The organism is Pseudomonas sp. TMW22080 (assembly GCF_022496745.1).
GTDB classification, from domain to species: Bacteria; Pseudomonadota; Gammaproteobacteria; order Pseudomonadales; family Pseudomonadaceae; genus Aquipseudomonas; species Aquipseudomonas bubulae.
Map to the genome: position 1 here is coordinate 278725 of NZ_SCFF01000005.1, position 18151 is coordinate 296875.

Genomic DNA, 18151 nt, shown 5'->3' on the forward strand with positions numbered 1-18151 from the left:
TTCACAGCAGCGATCCTGTCGCGAGTAAACCCGCTCCCACAGGGGATTGGGGTTTGCGCGCCACCACGTTGACCAGGGTTTCATCACGCTGGCCCACCGGTTTTGGCTTTAGCAAGCCAACCCGCTCCAACAGGCCGAAGTCCTTGGAGCGACTCCACCACAGGTAAGGATAGGAGATATTCTGTGGCTCAAATTCAAAGCCCTGGTCACGGATCATCTCCAGGTATTGCGCTGCGCTTTTTTGCACATGCATGGGGTGACGGAACAGCCAGCGGATCACCCAGGTATCGATATAGGCTTCGGTGGACTCGGCAAACAGCAAGTAACCACCGGGCTTGAGCACCCGGTAGAACTCGGCCAATGCCCGGTCCTGTTGCACCAGGTGATGAAAAGTCTGGTGACAGAACAGGATGTCGATGCTGTCATCGGCCACCTTCAGCTCAGCGCAATCGCTGCCGATCAGCTCAATGTCGATGCCCTGACGCCGGGCTTCTTCGGCGCTCAAGTGCAGGCTCAGGGGATCAGCATCGAGGCCGATCAGGCGCTTCGGTGCGAAGGTTTTGTCCAGGTATTGGAACGATTTGCCCTGGCCGCAACCGGCATCGAGGATCACCGGCGCGGTTGGCAGTTCATCACTGAACAGGCTGCGCAGGTCATTGATGGCCACCCGCAGTACATGGTGCTGCCAGGTGTGGCTGCGCAAGAACCAGAACCCCAGGCGGGTTTCTTCAACGTAGGTATCGCTCAGAGGTTTCATGCGGGCTCCGTGGCGCAGATATCCGACAGCATGCGCAAACGGCGCCTTGACTCGCTGACAAAGGGGTTGCTTTCGTCCCAGGCATAACCGGCCAGGATCGAGCTGATCATGCGGCGAATATGCGGCTGGCTACCGGGGTGGTAGATCACGTCCTGGAAGGTGCCGGCGTACCAGCCTTCAACATAGCAACGGAAGGTGTCGACCCCGCGCTTGAGCGGTTCGGCAAACTCGCTTTGCCAGTCCACCGCCTCGCCTTGCAACTGACGGTGCAGCACGCCCGCCGCCATGCTCGCTGAACGCATGGCGATGGTTACGCCCGAGGAGAACACCGGGTCGAGGAACTCGGCAGCGTTGCCCAATAGTGCAAAACCAGGGCCGTGCAGGGTTTTGACGTTGGCCGAGTAACCGCCCAGGGTACGGGCCGGAGTGTCCCATACGGCATTGGCCAGCACCCGTTGCAGGCTGGGGGTTTCATCGATAAAACTACGCAGGCAGGTGTCGAGGTTTTCACTGCGGCCTTCGAAATGCCCGGCTGCCGCCACCACGCCCACCGACGTGCGGCCATTGCTGAACGGGATGCTCCAGAACCAGATGTCGCGCTGGGTCGGGTGGGTGGTAATAAGGATTTTGTTGCGATCAAAACCTGCGTAATCGATACGGTCTTCCACGTGGGTAAACACCGCCTGACGCAGCGGAAAGTTCGACGGTGCTTCAAGGTCGAGCAAGCGCGGCAATACGCGGCCGTAGCCGCTGGCGTCGAGAATGAAGTCAGCTTCAACCTGATAGCGGCTGGTGTCTTCGCGCTCAATGTGCAGGAGCGGTTTGGCACGCTCGATATCCGTGCTGATCACGGTTTCGCCATAACGGATTTCGACACCTTGCAGCGCGGCTTGATCGGCCAGCAGTTTGTCGAAGTCCGCGCGTTGCACTTGAAAGGTGGTGGGTTTGCCGTTACTGAATGTGTCACCAAAATCGAAGGCGCTGTATTGCTCGCCCCAGGCGAAGGCAGCACCGTTTTTCAGCTGGAAGCCGGCGGCCTGCACCGCGTCCAGCATGCCCGCTTCTTCGATGAAGTCGATGCAGTGCGAAAGCAGGCTTTCGCCAATCGAAAAGCGCGGGAAGTGCTGGCGCTCGATAACCAGCACATCGTGGCCCTTGCGTTTAAGTAGGGCCGAGGCAATGGCGCCGGACGGTCCTGCACCGATGACTACAACCTGACGACGTTCCATTTCTATTCCTGACACAGGCGCTCCTTGCCGGGTACCACGGCAGACTTCAAGGGGGGGTTGCTCATACCCGCCAGCGCCGGCAGCAGCGTGGCGATGAGGCTCATCAGTATCAACGCGAAGTACAACGCGGGACTGATCAGCTGTTGTTGCAGCAGCAAGTTGAGAAATACGATCTCACTCAACCCGCGAATGTTCAGCAGCAGGCTCTCACGCCATCGGCTGGCGCCTGCAAACGAGGGCGTGGCCCAGCTCAGTCCGAGCCAGTTGCCCAGCAGTTTGCTGGCCATCGGCAGAAGCAACAGGGCCGCCAGTTGCAGCGGGCTTATCTGGCCCAGGGCGCTGTGTACATCAATCTGCACAATGCCGAACGTCAGAATCAGCGGGATCGCCAGCGTGGTCTGCATGCGCTCAAGCCACACGGCCTTTAACGGCATCACCAGCGGTACCTTGAGCCATGCCATGCAGACCAGATAGCCGACGCCAAATATCAACGCATTGAGGCGGTAATGTTCGGCCACCACCAACAGTGCGAAAAAACTCAGGCTGTAGCACAGCGGCTGACGAATGCGCAGGCCGCGCATCAGCAGCGGCAATAAAGCCCCGGCCAGCGGCAGTAATACACTTCTCAGGTTCAGGCTGCCCTGGGCCAGGCCGAACAGGCTCCAACAGGTCAGGTCGATCACAATTGCGCTTTGCACCAGGCGACGGGAGGCAGCAGGCGGGTAGTCGATATGGCGCAGGTACAGGTACAGCACCGGGATGGCAGTGATGGCAAACACCAGCCCCACGGCCAGCGAATTCAGCCAGGGTTGCTCGGGCAACAGCCAGACGGCGCAGGCGAGCCCGCTGACGAAGGGCACGGCAAAGCTGGGCAGGGCGATTTTCAGGCTCTGGCGGTCCAGTCGCAGATCAATCACGTCGCTCAAAATGGTCCCCAGCAACAGGGCGAAGCTCAGGCTGTAAAGGCTTTTGAGCCAGACCGGCGCCACCAGTTGCGCACCGTTGAGCTGCCAGTGCGGCTCGATCCAGAACAGCATCAGCAACGGCAAACCGATGGACGCCAGCAACAACTGGCTGACAATCGGGATCATGCGAAAGCGCCGACCCACGTGAGTGGCCAGCGCAAACAGGACTAACGCCAGCAGCCAGAACAGACCCGTCAACACGGCTTATGCTCCTGCTTGCCCGCCCAGGGGGCGAGGATAAAGCTGAACGCCAGCCCCAGGCTCACCGACAAACCGAAATTGCTCACCGCCGGTGTACTCGACACCGCCAGCAAGCCAAACGACAGCCATGTGGTCAGGGCGGCCAGCAAGGTGCCCAGCAAGCTGACGGCCGCACCACCGATTTGCTCGCGCATCAGGATCGCGTAGTCGACGCTGATGGCGGTGACCAGCAATAAGCCGAACAAGCTGAACAAGGTTAGCGGCTGGCCCAGCCAGCCAAGGCTGGCGAGGCTGCACAGGGCGGCGAGGAGCGGCAGCGCAACGATGCGCAATGCTCCGCCAAAGCCGAACGGAGCGATCAATAGCACGACGATCAGCGCGCATGACAACAGCTTCAACTCAGCAGCGCTGATTTGTGTGGCCGCAAACACTTTGTTCAAGTCCCCCAGGCGATCCACCAGTTTCACACCGGGCAAGTCCTGCGTTTGCGCACGCAACAGGCTGGCATCATTTAAACCTTGCAGGCTGACCATCGCGGCGACGCCGTCGGTATTTTTGCCCAGCCATAGTGCTCGCCATGGTTCGGCCAACGGGCCTGCCAGCGCATCGTCGATTGACTGATCGGGCAAGGCTTGCAACTGCGCCAGCTCGGTTTGCAAGGCGCTTTCGGGTACGCCCAGCGCCAGCAGCGGCTGCCAGTGTTGAGGCAGCGCGCTGAGGGCGGCGCGCAATCGTTGTTGCTCGCCGGGCTGGCTGACCAGTTGGTTGAGGGCCAGAAAGCCTTGCAACTTGCCGCTGCCGATCAACTGTTCCAGGCGCTGGCTCAGGCTGCTCTGGCGCTCCAGTAATTGCTGTTCGTTGTCGGCGCGTACCAGAAAGAACTGGCTGGTTGGCTGATAGCCGGTGATGCGCGCAATGGCCTGGGCTTCGTTCATCAACTGTGGCGGGGCGCCGACCCATTGGCGGATGTCGTTTTTGCTGGTGAGCTGCCACAAGCCGGCGGCACAAAAGGTCAGCAGCAGTGCCAGCAGCGCAGCCGTCGGGACTTTTTCCAGCAGTGCTGCGCGTGCATCAAGCAGACTTTGCGCAATGTTCAGTGGCCATTGCGCAGGACGCAACTCGACGCCTTTGAGCAGCGCCGGCAGCAGGCACACCGCACTCAAGTAAGCGCCGATCAACCCGGCCGCGGAAAAAAGGGCGATTTGTGTCAACGCCGGGAAGGGCGTGAAAGCCAGCGCCAGATAACCGATGCAACTGGTGGCCAGGCTCAGGCTCAGACCGGGCAAGGTCAGGCGCAAGGCGGGCCAGCTGCGCCAGGGTTTCAGGCTCCAGCTTTTGGACAGGTAATGCAGGGGGTAATCCACCGCCACGCCGATCAGGCTGGAGCCCAGCACCAGTGTCATCACGTGCATGCTGCCAAACCACGCGACACAGGCCACGGCGCCAAACAGCATGCCCACCAGCACTGGAACGAAGGCCAGCAGCACGCGCCAGCGCCGGAAGGCCAGCAGCAACAGCAGCAGAATACCCACCGTTGCACCACCGCCGACCCAGGTAATTTCCCGGCTGGCTTGTTGTTGCCCGCTGGCGGCATACAGCAGGCCGCTGGCGGCGAGTAATTGCACGTCGTTTTTAGCGACCTGCTCACGGCTCTGTTCGAGCAGTTCGGCGACCCGCAGAGGCAGCTTCATATCGAATGCATTGCCTTGCGTACGGGCGCGCAACAGCACCCAGCTTTTGCCGTCGGCATCGGCAATCAGGGCGCCGCTGCCAATGTCCAGTTGCACCGCACCGCGTTGCGGCTGGCTGTTTTGAATGCGACCGGTCAGGCCCAGCCAGTCATCCTGGCTGGGCACCAGGCTAAAGCCGGTAAAGGGGTCGAACAACGCCTGCACCCGCTGCTGGATAAAGGCCTCGGGGTGTTCGATCAACTGGGTACGGTCGGCGTTCGAGAGCATCGCCAGACGCCCGCGCAGCAGTTGCTCGCGCAGGGCCGGGAGGTCGGCTTGCAGGCCCCACTGGACCTTTTCAAACAGGCCGCTGGCTTGCCATTGCTCGCCCAATTGTTGAGCGCTGGCGATCGCCTGCTGACGGTCTGCACTGGCGACCAGCACCAGCATTTCGCGGTTCAGGGGCTCTTGCATGCGCTGTTCGGCGCTGAGCTCCAGCGCATCCGGTGTGTCGCCCGGCACCAGCTCCATCAGGTTGGCCGACAGCGGCGCACCGTGGCGCCACTGCCAGCCAGCCAGTGCCATCACGGCCAGCAACAGAACCAGAAAGGCCCGTGGCAGCCAGCGCTCACTGCGCAAAGTCGTTTTGCTCCGCGTCGCTCAAGGGTTGATTGCCGACGCTGTTTGGCATTTTTAGCAGCGTGCTGTCACCTTGGGCTTCTTGCAGTTCGATACGTTGCACCAGCTCGCCGCCTTCAATATTGATCCGGGTGAACACTTGCTTGAGCAGCAGTGAACGTGGTGTCAGCGTCAGCGCCCAGCGGCTGGGTTCGCCTTGTAATTGCAGGTCGAAATCACGTTGCAGGCCGCTGCTGTCGCCTTGCAAAACAGCGAGGAACAAACGGTTCTGCTCGGCGCCCGCGCTTTTGCCCGGGAGCATCTGCCATTGCGTGCCGTCGCGTCGGGCGATGCCCTGGGCGTTGATGCGGTAATCCTGTTGCAGCGGGGTTTTCAGTTGCCAGAGCAGGCCGTGGTCCTTGGCCAGGACAAATGTGCCGGTGCTGGTGAGTGGCTTGGGCAGCGCGCGCAGGTGTTTTTCCTGGATGAAATCACCGTGGATCACCTGGGGCTTGGCCAGTTGTTCGCTCAGTTGTTGCAGGTCGAAGGCGTGGGCCAGTGGGGTGAACAGCAAGGCGGCGAACAGCAATGAGAGACGGGTGCGGCCTTTGCCCTCTCCCAGAGGGAGAGGGGGCAGAATGGCTGAGTTCTTGAGTGCGCCGCGGTCAATCCCCTCTCCCTTTGGGAGAGGGCTAGGGTGAGGGGCTTTTGATCCATTCATGACAGCACCCGCTCTACAGCCCGCACAAAACACCCAGGCGAGGCCAATTGCATCTCCCGGCTCTCAATTTCAACCGCCACCTGCACTGTAACTGCCCTAGTCAAACGCTCACCCGTGACCGCATCGCTAATTAGATAATTAATCTTCAGGCGGTTCTCCCATTCCACCAGGCTGGCGCGCACGTTGATCCGCTGGCCGAACGTGGCGCCGCGGACATAACGCAACTGCATGTCGATCACCGGCCACGCATAACCCGCTTCGAGCATCTGCGTGTAGTTGTGACCGATATGGTCAAGCAGCGCACAGCGCGCCACTTCGAGGTATTTGACGTAATGCCCGTGCCACACCACGTGCATGGTATCGATGTCGAAAAACGGCACCAACACTTCGGTATCAACGTGAAAAACCCCTTTACTACGCATGCAGCCTCCAGTGTTGTTGGGCGATGCGGCTCAGGCACAAACGCAGTTCGGCTTCCAGGGCGCGGTCTTCAACCACGGGGGCAAAATCTTTGGCCAGTTCGGCATGCATCTGCGCCAGCGCCGGCGGCAACGGGCGAGCGTCTTCGGCACGGCTGCGCAGCCAAACGCCCTGATGGGCAGCCAGCAAGGTGGCCGCTGCCACCTGCTCGGTCAACTCCAGTACGCGGATCGCATCACGAGCGGCGATGGTGCCCATGCTCACCTTGTCCTGGTTATGGCATTCCGTGGAGCGTGAGAAGACGCTGGCCGGCATGGTGTTTTTCAATGCCTCGGCAGTCCAGGCGCTGGTACCTATCTGCACCGCTTTAAAGCCGTGGTTGAGCATTGCCCGTTCTGCGCTGGCGCCCGACAGGTTGCTCGGCAGGCCGTGGTTGTAGCGTACGTCCACCAGCAGGGCGAGCTGGCGGTCGAGCAGGTCGGCGACGTTGGCCACCAAGGTCTTGAGGCTGTCCATCGCAAAGGCGATATGGCCGCCGTAGAAGTGCCCGCCGTGCAGTACGCGCTCCTCTTCGGCGTCAATGATCGGGTTGTCGTTGGCGCTGTTGAGTTCGGTCTCGATAAACCCGCGCAGCCAGCTCAGGCTGTCTGCCAGCACGCCCAGCACATGGGGCGCGCAACGCAGCGAGTAGCGGTCTTGCAGGCGATGCAACGGTGCGGTGGGGGCATCGATGGCGAGGTCCTGACGGATCCAGGCAGCGACCTGCATTTGTCCCGGGTGCGGCTTGGTGGCAAACAGGCGTTCGTCAAAGTGCTCGGGGTTGCCTTGCAGCGCCACCACGTTGAGGGCGGTGATGCGCGTGGCCAGTTTGAGCAGGTAGTCGGCGCGGGCATAGGCCAGGCAGGCGAGGCCGGTCATCACGGCGGTACCGTTCATCAGTGCCAGCGCTTCCTTGGGCCGAAGTACCAGCGGTGTCCAGCCCAGTTCCCGGTGCACATCTGCTGCAAGGCGGCGCTCGCCCTTGAACAGGACTTCGCGTTCGCCCGACAGGGTTGCGGCCACGTAAGACAGTGGCGTCAGGTCGCCACTGGCCCCCACCGAGCCTTCTTCGGGGATCAGTGGCAGGATGTCGTGGGCAATAAAAGCCTGCAATCGTTCCAGCAACTCTATGCGCACCCCCGACACGCCGTGGCACAGCGACTGCAAGCGTGCCGCAAGCACCGCGCGGGTGGCTTGCGCATCGAGCAATTTGCCCAGGCCGCAACCGTGGAAGGTATAGAGGTGGCGGGGCAAGGCTTCGACGTGCTCCAGCGGCACCGCAACCACGCAGGAGTCGCCGTAGCCGGTGGTTACGCCATAGATCACGCCTTCCTTGTCCAGCAGCGAGTCGAGAAAGCGCGCGCCCTTGGCGATGCGCTCGCGGTAGTCGGGGTCGTCCTGCAGCCGCGTTGGCGCCTGACGATTGGCCAGGGCCAGCACGTCTTCAATGCGCAACGGGGTTTGGCCGAAGGTTACTGGCTCATGCGGATGCGTCGTCATCGGTCTTCCAGAAAGGGTAAAAGTTGAACCATTGTTGCGGTGCCTGCAGGCAGTAGTAGCCCAGGCGGTCGGCGTAGAGCGTGGCCCAGTCGTCGATCACCTGCTCGCGGTTATTGCGTCGCCACACCACTTCGCGGGCAAAGGGTTCGAGGATGACTCGATAACGGCCTTTGTGTTTCAGGCAGAACATCAGATTGACCGGGCATTTGAGCAGTCCTGCCAGCAACCACGGGCCTTGGGGGAATGCTGCCGTATAGCCGAGGAAACCGACCTCTATATGGCGCCCGCCATTGAGTGGTACGCGGTCACCGGCGATGGCCAGCCATTCGCCGTTTTCCAGGCGCTGGTTGAGTTGCAGCATCACCGCCGGGTTGAGTTCACTGACCTGAATCAACCGTAAATGGCTGGCCCCGGCTTCGCCCAGCAGGCGGTTGAAGTGTTCGGCATGCCGGGTGTGAACCAGCACATTCATGGTCACCTGCTCGCCCAGTTCGGCGAGCGCACGGCAGACTTCAAGGTTCCCCAAGTGGGCGCCTACCAGCATCTGCCCGCGTTCGCCGCGCAGTTGATTGCGCAGCAGCGCGGGGTCAACGATTTCGATGTCTTCGATCTTGAGACGGCCATTCCATACATCGAGCTTGTCGAGCAGGGCGTCGGCAAACGCCATGAACTGCCCGAATACCCGCCAGCGGGTAGGGCGCAACTCGCTTTGCTCGCTCCAGTCGGCCAGGCGCTGCTGGTATTGCCAGATGCTGCGTCGTGCGCGGCCGCCGAACACAAAGAAGTACAGCACAATGGCGTAAAGCACCGGGCTGAGCACACGTCGGCCCAGCAACCTGACGCCCAGGGCGGTGAGCTTCATCAGCCGGAAACTGCCGCGCTCTTTGTGGGCAGCCCAATGCTGTTGAGGTTCATTCATGCTTTGCAGCGCCTCCAGAGGATGCCCGGCAAGCGTATCAACATGCCGAAAAACAGCTTGGTGTGCATGCTCGAAATCAGCGCATTGTCATGGAACAGGCGAAAGTGCGAGAGACCGTCCTGCGGGTAGTGGACCTGGGTCGGCAGCCAGCACATCGGCTGGTTGCGCCACGCCAGGCGAACCAGGATCTCGGGGTCGAAATCCATGCGCTTGCCCAGCGTTACCGAGTTGATCAGTGCGAGGGTCGGCGCCAGCGGGTAGACCCGAAAACCGCACATCGAGTCGGGAATCTGCAATGAAAGGCTGTTGATCCACACCCACACATGGGTCAGGTAACGCGCATACAGGCGGCCCTTGGGCACGCTGGCATCGTACTGTGGGTAACCGCAAACCAGCGCTGCAGGGTTTTGCTGTGAAACCCGCATGAAAGTAGCGACGTTGCGCAGATCGTGCTGGCCATCTGCATCCACTTGCAGGGCATGGGTAAAGCCCAGTTGCATGGCTTCACGAAGCCCGGCCATGACTGCGCCGCCTTTGCCCTGATTGACGGCCAGACGAATGAGAAAGATGTTTTCGCCACGGGCAAGCTCACCAAGAACAGCGGCGCAGGCGGGGCTGCTGGCGTCGTCGACCAGCACACAGGGCAAACCGGCGGCGCGCAGGGCCGCGACCACGCCAGGCACGGCGGTTTCGTGGTTGTACACCGGGATCACGGCGCAGGGGTTATGCACGGGACTATCACTGTTATCCACAGGGGGCCTCCAGCACGATACGACCACTGGAACAGGGTGCAGTGGCGTTGCGGTAGGCGAAGTGCAATTTTGCGCGTTCGCTGTCAAAGCGCAGGGTTAATTCAATGGCGTCCCCGGGGCGCACCAGTTGCTGGAACTTGAGTACTTCCATCCCGGCAAAACGCGGCGGCAGGTCGAGCAGTTGCTGGCCCAACACCATTGCCCAGTCCACTTGCACCACACCCGGCAACACCGGTGTTTTGGGGAAATGGCCGCTGAAGAACGCCAGGTCCGGCGGGATCGACAGGTTCAGCGTCCACTGACCGGCGTCTTCGCTTTGGCTCAACACTTCCGGCAGCTTGGGCCGGGGTGCGAGTAACAATGCATCGATCCGGGCCTGTGGCAGCTTGCCCTGGCTGTTGAGTGGTAACTGGCGCAGCAAACGCCAGCGGCGCGGCAAGGCCACGGCTTCGCAGTGCTGACTCAAGTGCTGGCGCAGGGTGTGGGTCAGGGCTCGGCGCCCCTGTTCGCGCAGGGCAAAGAGGCCACTGGCGCTGAGCACCAGCAGGGCGCCCAGTGAGGCGCGTTTGTCATGCACCACGCCCAGGCGGGCTTCGGCTACCCAGTCATGGGAGACCAGCGCCTGCTCCAGCATTGGCAGGGAAATACGTTTCTCTTCGAGTTTGACGATGCGATCCAGTCGCCCGAGCAACTCAAATCGCCCGTCGGCTTCAATACGGGCGGCATCAGCCGTGTGTTCGACATGGCCCTTGGGCAAGTAGCTAGAGGCGATGATCAAGGCGCCGTCACTGCTCTGGCTCAATTGCACATCGGCAAAGGGCTGCCACAGGTGTTGCCCCTGACGCCAGGCGATACCGCCGGTTTCGGAGCTGCCGAGGATCTCGGTCGGCCACTGGCCCAGGCGTTCGAACAGCGTCCGGGCTGCTTCTTCGGGCAGGGCGCCGCCAGAAGAAAATACTCGGCGGACCGAGCTTAACGCCGGCCAGTCGAGGTTGTCGGCCATGCGCTTGAGCAAGGCCGGGCTGGCGATCCAGGCAAAAGCAGCGTGCTCACGGCTGGCGCGTTGCATGTCTTCAGGGAAGGCCAGTTGTTTGCGTACAAAGCTGCGGCCTGCGCACAGAGGCCACAACACACGGAACAACAGCCCGTAGATGTGCTGCGCCGCCACACTGGCAATAATGCATGCATCACCCAGATCAGCACCCCACAGTTGCTCCAGTGCCTGAACCTCGTTGGCCATCTGGCGCAGGCTTTTGTCGATCCGTTTGGGTTCGCCGCTGGAGCCCGAGGTGCACAAACTGAGCTGGCACTGGTCCAGATCCAGTTGCGCTGCAGGCAGAGGATCGGCGTACAGGTCCTGCAACTCTTCGCTTTGAGTTATCCACAGGTCAACCTGGCTGTCCCATCGAAGGCGGGTTTGCGCTTGCAGGTCGGCGGGCAAGAGCACGCTGACTCCGGCCTGCCAGGCACCGAGCAAGGCCTGCGCCAGCTCGGCGGCATCTTCAAGGTGTACGGCAACGCGTCGCACGCCGCGCTGTTGCAGGCCGCCCGCCAGGCGCAGGGCCCGTTCACGCAGGGTGTCGTGGTTCAGCTCGGGGTCAACGCTGACCCGGCGATCTGCGTGCCCCTTGAGCAGCAGGTGCTCAAGATTTATCCAATTCATGCCCGGCCTCTTACCTTTTGTCGTATCAGCCATTCAATGAAAAACAGCAGCCCCATCAGCGCGTAGGCGATCAGGCCGTTGTATAACGTCCACCAGCTCAGCGGCGCCCACAGCGTCAGGGAGGCTGCGACTAATCCGTTTAGCATGAAGAACAGGCACCAGACCTTGGTCACCTGCCGCGTGTAATCAATTGCAATATCGGGCAGCACGGGCTCGCGCAACCGCGCCAGCCGCTCGATCATTGGCGGCCCGTACTTCAGGCTCAGGCCGAACAGGCAAAGCATGAACGTGCTGACCAGCACGGGGTACCAGCGCAACAGTGCCGGGCTGTTGAACAGCCCCAGCAAGGCGCAGAACATCAATGCAACCACCGCCATCAACAGACTGCCCGGGCGGCGTTCGCCGGTCAGGGCGCGGGCCAGCCACAGGCTGCCCAGCAGCAGCGCGAATTGCCACGGGGCGAAATGGGCCATGCCGAAATACACCGCAAAGGGGTACATCAGTCCGGCCAGCAACAGGCCGAGGCCAATCAGGCGGTTCATGCGTCAGCGTGAACCAGGCGGTAAACCGCCTCGACCACGTCATTGACGGTACGCACCGATTTGAATTCTTCAGCGGCGATTCGTTTGCCGGTTTTACGCTTGATATGGTCAATCAGGTCGACAGCGTCAATGCTGTCGATTTCCAGATCCTGATACAGGTTGGCGTCCAGGGTGATGCGTTCGGGTTCCAGTTCGAAAAGTTCGACCAGAGCGTCGCGCAGGGTGTTGAAAATGTCGTCACGGTTTTGCATGGTTCGGTCTCAGGCTGCCTGTTTGGCGGTGACAAAAGCCGCAAGGCTGGCCACGTTGGAAAAATGATTGCGTGTATCTTTGGCGTCGGCGTCTATTTTGATGCCGTAGGTCTTTTGAATCGCCAGGCCCAGCTCCAGTGCGTCGACCGAGTCCAGCCCCAGGCCGTCGCCAAACAGGGTTTGATCGTCGCCAATGTCGCTGACACTGATGTCTTCGAGGCCCAGGGCATCGATGATCAGCTGTTTAATATCGTTTTTCAGATCGCTCATCTGTGGCGAGCTCCTTAATAAAATAGTCATGCACGAAGTCGTTGAGCAGGCGCGAGGCTTTGGGCGGCGGGCCAAGCGCGGAAAATGTATGTGGATCTATATCGGCACCGACCCGAAAGCTGAAGTGCACGCGACGCTCGGGTATGCGATACCAGGGCTCGGCCTTGGTCAGCGTGGTGGGGCTGACCTTGATCACCACCGGCGTGAGGATCTTCGCACCCCGCAGTGCAATCGCGGCGGCCCCGCGATGAAAGGATGGCGCATGGCCTGGCCGGGTACGCGTGCCTTCCGGGAAAATCACCAGGGTCTGGCCTTGCTGCAACGCCCCCGCAGCGTTATCGAGCATGTCTACGCTGCCATCATTGCTGATGTATTGCGCCGCACGCACAGGGCTACGGGTAAACGGGTTTTGCCAAAGGCTCTGTTTGACCACGCAATTGGCGTTTCTCACCAGGCCGATCAAAAAAACCACATCGATTAGCGACGGGTGGTTGGCGATGATCATCTGCCCGGGGCGGCCTAGCCGCTCGGCACCCTGGACGTCATAGGTCAGCACGCCCATGCGCGCCATGGTGCGAATAAACAGCCAGAACAGGCGGCTGACGGTAAAACGGGCACGCTCGCGCTGACGCGTGGCATCGCCCGGCAGGCAACTCAGCACCGGAAAAATCACCAGACGCAGGCACAGGCAACCGATACCGAACAGTGCAAAGCTGATGGCAGTGGCGATCAAGCGCCAGGCATAAGCATCACGGCGGGCGCTCACAGGCTGTGCTGCCAGTTCCACACGCGGTTTTTCCAGGTGTGCTGGAATGATCTCTGCTGCTTATCGAGCAGTTGGCGCAACAGATTCAGGGCATGGGGCCATTGAGCTTGTTCTATGCCTGCGGTACCACTGGCGAGTGAAACCTGCCATTGCTCGCCCGGGGTCAGCAGCAGGCCCACGGCATAAGGGAAGGGCACGTCATTGATACAGCGTGCATAGGCCTCGGGTGGCTGCTCTTCGGTGATGATCAGCAACACGGCGGGCGCGCCTTCATTGAGCAGGGCGCAGGCTTCGATCAGGCCGTGCTCCAGGCCGTCTCCGGCGGCAGCAATAGCGGTCATTTCGCTGGTTTCGCCGCGCATGATCGACCACAGGCCAATCACGGCGTTATGCACCGAGAGGCTGAACTGCGTGGGGGACAAGGGCTGATCCGCCGCAAGGTCGCTGAGTATGTCGAATGTGCGCGGGGTTTCACCGTGACGCGAGGCAAAGACCAGCGGTAATGCTTCACGGCCTTCGGCCAATGGCCAGCCGACGCAGAATGCCATGCGAGCCAGGCGGCTGAGGCGGCGCCGTTGCATGGCGGGTAAAAATGAGACATCGGGTGCTGCGCTGTTGGCAGCAAGTACACAGGGGTGCTGGCTCCAGGCTTGCCAATCGGCCACGGTGTCGAGGCCTGGAGCCCAGGCGCGCCACGCGGCGATATTGAAATTGATCACTGGAGTTCATCCCGCCCTTGCAGGCTTCCTTGATGCGAAAGTGGACACCGATCGACGCCGCACTTGATACAGAGGGGCGATATTATCCCGGTGCAGTTGGTTCGTAGCAAATATTGCTTACAGCCCCAGTGTGGTTTTTCTGGGAATTTAGAAAAATAGGATCAATGGATTTTATTTGAGAGATTTATTCGTTTGTTTTTGTGGAGATATTCTCGATTGATGTAGGGCATTTCTTAGCAAGGTAGCTAAGCCGCGCAAAGGGCATCTACACTCGGACACTCATAGGTACACGGAGGTTTTGAAATGCGTCGCGTGGTGTTTAACCAGAAAGGCGGTGTGGGTAAATCCAGCATCGCGTGTAACCTGGCTGCGGTTAGCGCCAGCGAAGGGTATCGCACGTTGTTGGTGGATCTGGATGCCCAGGCCAACTCTACTCAATACCTGACCGGACTGACCGGCGATGATATCCCTATGGGGATTGCCGAGTTCTTTAAACACACCTTGTCAGCGGGCGTGGGCTCGAAGAAAAACCGGGTCGATATTTACGAAACACCCTTTGAAAACTTGCACGTAGTGACGGCTACGGGTGAATTGGCCGATTTGCAGCCCAAGCTTGAGGCCAAGCACAAGATCAACAAGTTGCGTAAGTTGCTGGACGAGCTGGCTGAAGACTATGACCGCATTTATGTCGACACTCCACCCGCGCTGAATTTTTACGCGGTATCGGCGTTGATTGCCTGTGATCGTGTGCTGATTCCGTTCGATTGCGACAGTTTTTCACGTCAGGCGCTCTATGGCCTGCTGGCTGAAATCGCTGAGCTAAAGGAAGACCACAATGAAGACCTGCTGGTCGAGGGCATCGTGGTCAACCAGTTTCAGGCCCGGGCCAGCCTGCCCCAGCAAATGCTTGATGAGCTGATTGCCGAGGGGTTGCCGGTGCTGCCCATGTACCTGAGCAGCTCAGTGCGCATGCGAGAGTCGCATCAGGCCTGCCAGCCTTTGATTCACTTCGACCCGAGGCACAAGCTGACCCAGCAGTTTGTGGAGTTGCACGATTACCTGGATCAGAACGCTTAAGCGCTGATGCCTTGGCTGCGCAGCCAGGCGCCAAGTTGCTGCAATGGCAACGCACCGCTCTGGCGTGCGATTTCGCGGCCATTTTTAAACAGGATCAGGCTGGGTATCGAACGGATGCCCAGTTGCCCCGCCAGGTGCTGGTTGGCCTCGCTGTCGAGCTTGGCAAGCCGACACTTGCCCAGCAGTTGGCGGGCGGCCTGCTCAAATACCGGAGCAAAGGCCTTGCAGGGCCCGCACCACTCGGCCCATACATCTATCAGTAGCGGCAGGTCGCCCTTGATCTGGCTGGCGTAATCGGTTTGCTGCAAATCGAAGGGCCTGGCCAGCAATACTTCATTTTTGCAGCGCCCGCATTTGGGGTGCTCACCCAGGCGATCGCCGGGGATGCGGTTCAGGCCGTTGCAGTGGGGGCAGGGGATCAGCAGCGGTTCGGTCATGGAGAGCTCCTTGGAAGTGGCCATTGGTGCCGCCTGTCGCAGCGACTCCAGATTGATGGCGTGCAGTTCAGCAGATGAACACCTGGGCCGCCACCCCCCATGACGTATCTGCTCACAATGTGCTCAAGCCGGCCACCAGGTCTCTATCTAGGCTGTAAAAACCCCCCGGGCTTTGCACCGCTGGTCTGGCGATCGTTATCGCAAGTTGCGATTGCCAGGGTTCGGGTTTAGCCTTCATAGCAAGATGCGATAAGGACATTGCATGCGAGTGATTACAGCAAAACGAATTTGGGAAGCCAAAGCACAATGGCCGCAATCGGCGAGCGCACTGGATGAGTGGTATCGCAAGATCAAAGTCCTAAGCCCTGAAGACTTCGCCGCGTTGAGGTCGTTTTTCCCCGCCACCGACAAGGTGGGTTCGTTTCATGTTTTCAATATAGGTGGTAACAAACTGCGGTTGATCGCCGTGGTGCGTTACCGGGTACAGCGCCTCTACATCCGTCATGTGCTGGATCACCGTGACTATGACAAGGGCAAATGGAAGGAATCAGCACCATGAACGCATTGGTCGAACAGGCAGCAGAGCATTGGCAATTCGTGGCGCCGCTGCTGCGCAAACCGAAAAACGAAGCCGATTACGACGGGCTGGTCGCCGCCCTTGATACGTTGACCGACTTGATAGGCGATGATGAGACCAACCCCTTGATGAGCCTGGTGGACATCATCGGTGACTGGGTTGAGGCTTACGACCTAGAGCATCGACCGATGCCCAAGGTCAGCGGCGTCGATGTGCTGCGCTCGGTGATGCAGGAACACGGGCTGACGCAAAGCGATTTGCCAGGTGTCGGCACCCAGTCTGTGGTGTCCGAAATCCTCAGCGGTAAACGCCAGCTCAACGTACGGCAGATTCGCTGGCTGGCCGATTACTTCAAAGTGCCTGTGGATATGTTTATCTGAGGCTGACGGCGTGCGCCACGCTGTGGCTGGTATGTGGGCCGACGACTGGCGACCAGCCTCGGTTCTGTGGGAGCGGGCAAAACCGGCAACAGTATATTTACCGGTTTTGCATCACGACGAGCAGCTGATTTCCAGATGCTTGCCCCACTCCGGCGGGCGTTCGGCGTAGCCTTCCATGCCCGGTTGTTCGGTGAACGGTTGGGTCAATACCGTGTGCAAGCGTTGCACTTCGCTGTAATCCCCGGCCTCGGCCGCATCGATGGCCTTTTGTGCCAGGTAGTTGCGCAGGATATACAGCGGGTTGACCGCGTGCATGCGCTCACGCCGGACGCTTTCATCGCTTGCGCCGTCTCGGGCAACCCGGGCCACGTACTGCGCGGCCCATTCGTCAAAACCCTTGAGATCGACAAATTCGTCTCGCAGCCGTGCTACTGCCTGTTCTGCCGGGAGGTCCCCCAGGCGCCGGAAAAACAGGTTGTAGTCGACGCTGCTGCCTTGCATCTTTTGCAGCAAGGTTTCGACCAGGTGTTGATCGGTGTCTTCGGCACTGGTCAGACCCAATCGACGGCGCATCAGGTCGAGGTAGTGGGCCTGGTACAGCGGCAAGAAAAGCCCCAGGGTTTCGCGCAAGGCTTCAACGCTGATAAACGGCGTCAATGCCTGGGCCAGGGCACTCAGATTCCACTGGCCGATCGGCACCTGGTTGCTGAAGGAGTAACGCCCTTCATGGTCGGAATGGTTGCAGATGAAGTTGGCGTCGAAGTCGTCGAGGAAGGCGAACGGACCGAAGTCAAAGGTGATGCCCAGGATCGACATGTTGTCGGTGTTCATTACACCGTGACAAAACCCGTAGGCCTGCCACTTGGCGATCAGTTCAGCGTTGCGTTCGACGATTTCGCGAAACATGGCCAGATAGGGTTCGGGTTGCTCCAGGCACTCGGGGAAGTGCATCGCCAGCACATGCTCACCCAATAGCTTTTGCTGCTCGGGGCGCTTGGTGTAGTAGAAATACTCGAAGTGCCCGAAGCGTATATGGCTGGGTGCCAGGCGCAGCACCATGGCGGCGCGCTCCTGGGTTTCGCGCCACACCGGGGTGTCGGAGGCGATCACACACAGGGCTCGGCTGCTGGGGATGCCCAGTGCATGCAGTGCCTCGCTGGCGAGAAACTCGCGGATCGAGGAGCGCAGTACGGCGCGGCCATCACCCATGCGCGAATAAGGGGTCCTGCCGGCGCCCTTGAGGTGCAGGTCCCAGTGCTCGCCCGCGTCGTTATACACCTCACCCAGCAGTAACCCGCGGCCATCGCCCAGTTGCGGATTGTAAGAACCGAACTGATGACCGGAATAGACCATCGCCCGAGGCTCGGCGTTGGCCCACAGGGTATGGCCACCAAACAGTTGCGCAAATACAGGGTCTTGGGTGACAGCGGGGTCGAGGTCGAGCAGTGCCAGGGCGGCGTCGCTGGCGACCACAACACGCGGTGCGTCGATGGGCTCAGGCAGCACATGGGTCGAGAAGGCATCACCCAGGCGGGCAAAGCGGTTATCAAAAGTCAGTTCGTCGAGGGCTTTCAATGACCGTCTCCAGTGAACAGTGGCGGATCGTGGCAGCGGGCTTGCCCGCGACGGCATCAACGGGCTTGGTTGGTTAAACCGATTCGTTTGCATCGCAGGCAAG

General features: G+C 60.4%; 20 protein-coding genes. 3 read left to right on the plus strand and 17 right to left on the minus strand.

The genetic code is table 11. The annotated features are described in order from the left end of the window. Nucleotide 1: 1 nt before the first annotated feature. Genes EQV96_RS18345 through EQV96_RS18415 form a run of 15 tightly spaced genes read right to left on the minus strand, consistent with a single transcriptional unit; the run spans nucleotide 2 to nucleotide 14002 of the window. Complete coding sequence (locus EQV96_RS18345) at nucleotides 2–757, minus strand: class I SAM-dependent methyltransferase (RefSeq protein ID WP_095000874.1); 756 nt, start codon at nucleotides 755–757, stop codon at nucleotides 2–4. Then, the gene (locus EQV96_RS18350) at nucleotides 754–2001 is read right to left on the minus strand and encodes an NAD(P)/FAD-dependent oxidoreductase (RefSeq protein ID WP_095017716.1); all 1248 of its coding nucleotides are present in this window, start codon (nucleotides 1999–2001) and stop codon (nucleotides 754–756) included. Before EQV96_RS18350 ends, EQV96_RS18345 begins: the two co-directional genes overlap by 4 nt. Further along, nucleotides 1989–3152 carry a sodium:proton antiporter gene (locus tag EQV96_RS18355; RefSeq protein ID WP_240882232.1) on the minus strand — a complete coding sequence of 388 codons (1164 nt, stop codon included), beginning with the start codon at nucleotides 3150–3152 and terminating at the stop codon, nucleotides 1989–1991. The genes EQV96_RS18350 and EQV96_RS18355 overlap by 13 nt, the downstream gene beginning before the upstream one ends. After that, entirely contained in the window at nucleotides 3146–5461 is a 2316-nt protein-coding gene (locus EQV96_RS18360) for a hypothetical protein (RefSeq protein WP_240882233.1), read from the minus strand. The genes EQV96_RS18355 and EQV96_RS18360 overlap by 7 nt, the downstream gene beginning before the upstream one ends. After that, the gene (locus tag EQV96_RS18365) at nucleotides 5451–6161 is read right to left on the minus strand and encodes an outer membrane lipoprotein carrier protein LolA (protein ID WP_240882234.1); all 711 of its coding nucleotides are present in this window, start codon (nucleotides 6159–6161) and stop codon (nucleotides 5451–5453) included. The genes EQV96_RS18360 and EQV96_RS18365 overlap by 11 nt, the downstream gene beginning before the upstream one ends. Continuing rightward, the gene (locus EQV96_RS18370) at nucleotides 6158–6583 is read right to left on the minus strand and encodes an acyl-CoA thioesterase (RefSeq protein ID WP_095000878.1); all 426 of its coding nucleotides are present in this window, start codon (nucleotides 6581–6583) and stop codon (nucleotides 6158–6160) included. Before EQV96_RS18370 ends, EQV96_RS18365 begins: the two co-directional genes overlap by 4 nt. Continuing rightward, nucleotides 6576–8120, minus strand: coding sequence for an aromatic amino acid ammonia-lyase (locus EQV96_RS18375; protein WP_130872287.1), 1545 nt, complete (start codon nucleotides 8118–8120; stop codon nucleotides 6576–6578). Before EQV96_RS18375 ends, EQV96_RS18370 begins: the two co-directional genes overlap by 8 nt. After that, on the minus strand, nucleotides 8101–9039 hold the full coding sequence (locus EQV96_RS18380; protein WP_095000880.1) for a glycosyl transferase: 939 nt from the start codon (nucleotides 9037–9039) through the stop codon (nucleotides 8101–8103). The genes EQV96_RS18375 and EQV96_RS18380 overlap by 20 nt, the downstream gene beginning before the upstream one ends. Further along, on the minus strand, nucleotides 9036–9770 hold the full coding sequence (locus EQV96_RS18385; RefSeq protein WP_095000881.1) for a glycosyltransferase family 2 protein: 735 nt from the start codon (nucleotides 9768–9770) through the stop codon (nucleotides 9036–9038). The genes EQV96_RS18380 and EQV96_RS18385 overlap by 4 nt, the downstream gene beginning before the upstream one ends. A gap of 13 nt (nucleotides 9771–9783) precedes the next feature. Then, nucleotides 9784–11454, minus strand: coding sequence for an AMP-binding protein (locus EQV96_RS18390; protein WP_150629081.1), 1671 nt, complete (start codon nucleotides 11452–11454; stop codon nucleotides 9784–9786). Next, the gene (locus tag EQV96_RS18395) at nucleotides 11451–11996 is read right to left on the minus strand and encodes a hypothetical protein (RefSeq protein ID WP_095000883.1); all 546 of its coding nucleotides are present in this window, start codon (nucleotides 11994–11996) and stop codon (nucleotides 11451–11453) included. The genes EQV96_RS18390 and EQV96_RS18395 overlap by 4 nt, the downstream gene beginning before the upstream one ends. After that, complete coding sequence (locus EQV96_RS18400; protein ID WP_095000884.1) at nucleotides 11993–12247, minus strand: acyl carrier protein; 255 nt, start codon at nucleotides 12245–12247, stop codon at nucleotides 11993–11995. The genes EQV96_RS18395 and EQV96_RS18400 overlap by 4 nt, the downstream gene beginning before the upstream one ends. Before the next feature lie 9 nt (nucleotides 12248–12256). Next, on the minus strand, nucleotides 12257–12517 hold the full coding sequence (locus EQV96_RS18405; protein WP_095000885.1) for a phosphopantetheine-binding protein: 261 nt from the start codon (nucleotides 12515–12517) through the stop codon (nucleotides 12257–12259). After that, nucleotides 12492–13304, minus strand: coding sequence for a lysophospholipid acyltransferase family protein (locus tag EQV96_RS18410; protein WP_095000886.1), 813 nt, complete (start codon nucleotides 13302–13304; stop codon nucleotides 12492–12494). The genes EQV96_RS18405 and EQV96_RS18410 overlap by 26 nt, the downstream gene beginning before the upstream one ends. After that, nucleotides 13280–14002: a beta-ketoacyl synthase chain length factor gene (locus EQV96_RS18415; RefSeq protein ID WP_095017711.1), complete on the minus strand. Its 723-nt coding sequence runs from the start codon at nucleotides 14000–14002 to the stop codon at nucleotides 13280–13282. Before EQV96_RS18415 ends, EQV96_RS18410 begins: the two co-directional genes overlap by 25 nt. Nucleotides 14003–14305: 303 nt before the next feature. Here EQV96_RS18415 and EQV96_RS18420 point away from each other — a divergent pair, with 303 nt between their 5' ends. Then, nucleotides 14306–15079: a ParA family protein gene (locus EQV96_RS18420; RefSeq protein ID WP_095000888.1), complete on the plus strand. Its 774-nt coding sequence runs from the start codon at nucleotides 14306–14308 to the stop codon at nucleotides 15077–15079. Here EQV96_RS18420 and trxC read toward each other — a convergent pair. Next, on the minus strand, nucleotides 15076–15516 hold the full coding sequence (trxC, locus tag EQV96_RS18425) for a thioredoxin TrxC (protein WP_095000889.1): 441 nt from the start codon (nucleotides 15514–15516) through the stop codon (nucleotides 15076–15078). The two genes, EQV96_RS18420 and trxC, sit on opposite strands and share 4 nt — an antisense overlap. Nucleotides 15517–15778: 262 nt before the next feature. Here trxC and EQV96_RS18430 point away from each other — a divergent pair, with 262 nt between their 5' ends. Continuing rightward, nucleotides 15779–16075: a type II toxin-antitoxin system HigB family toxin gene (locus tag EQV96_RS18430; protein WP_095000890.1), complete on the plus strand. Its 297-nt coding sequence runs from the start codon at nucleotides 15779–15781 to the stop codon at nucleotides 16073–16075. After that, complete coding sequence (locus EQV96_RS18435) at nucleotides 16072–16473, plus strand: transcriptional regulator (protein ID WP_095023804.1); 402 nt, start codon at nucleotides 16072–16074, stop codon at nucleotides 16471–16473. The genes EQV96_RS18430 and EQV96_RS18435 overlap by 4 nt, the downstream gene beginning before the upstream one ends. Before the next feature lie 111 nt (nucleotides 16474–16584). On the opposite strand, the gene selO is transcribed toward EQV96_RS18435, so the two are convergent. Further along, on the minus strand, nucleotides 16585–18048 hold the full coding sequence (gene selO / locus EQV96_RS18440; protein ID WP_095026327.1) for a protein adenylyltransferase SelO: 1464 nt from the start codon (nucleotides 18046–18048) through the stop codon (nucleotides 16585–16587). Nucleotides 18049–18151 lie beyond the last annotated feature (103 nt).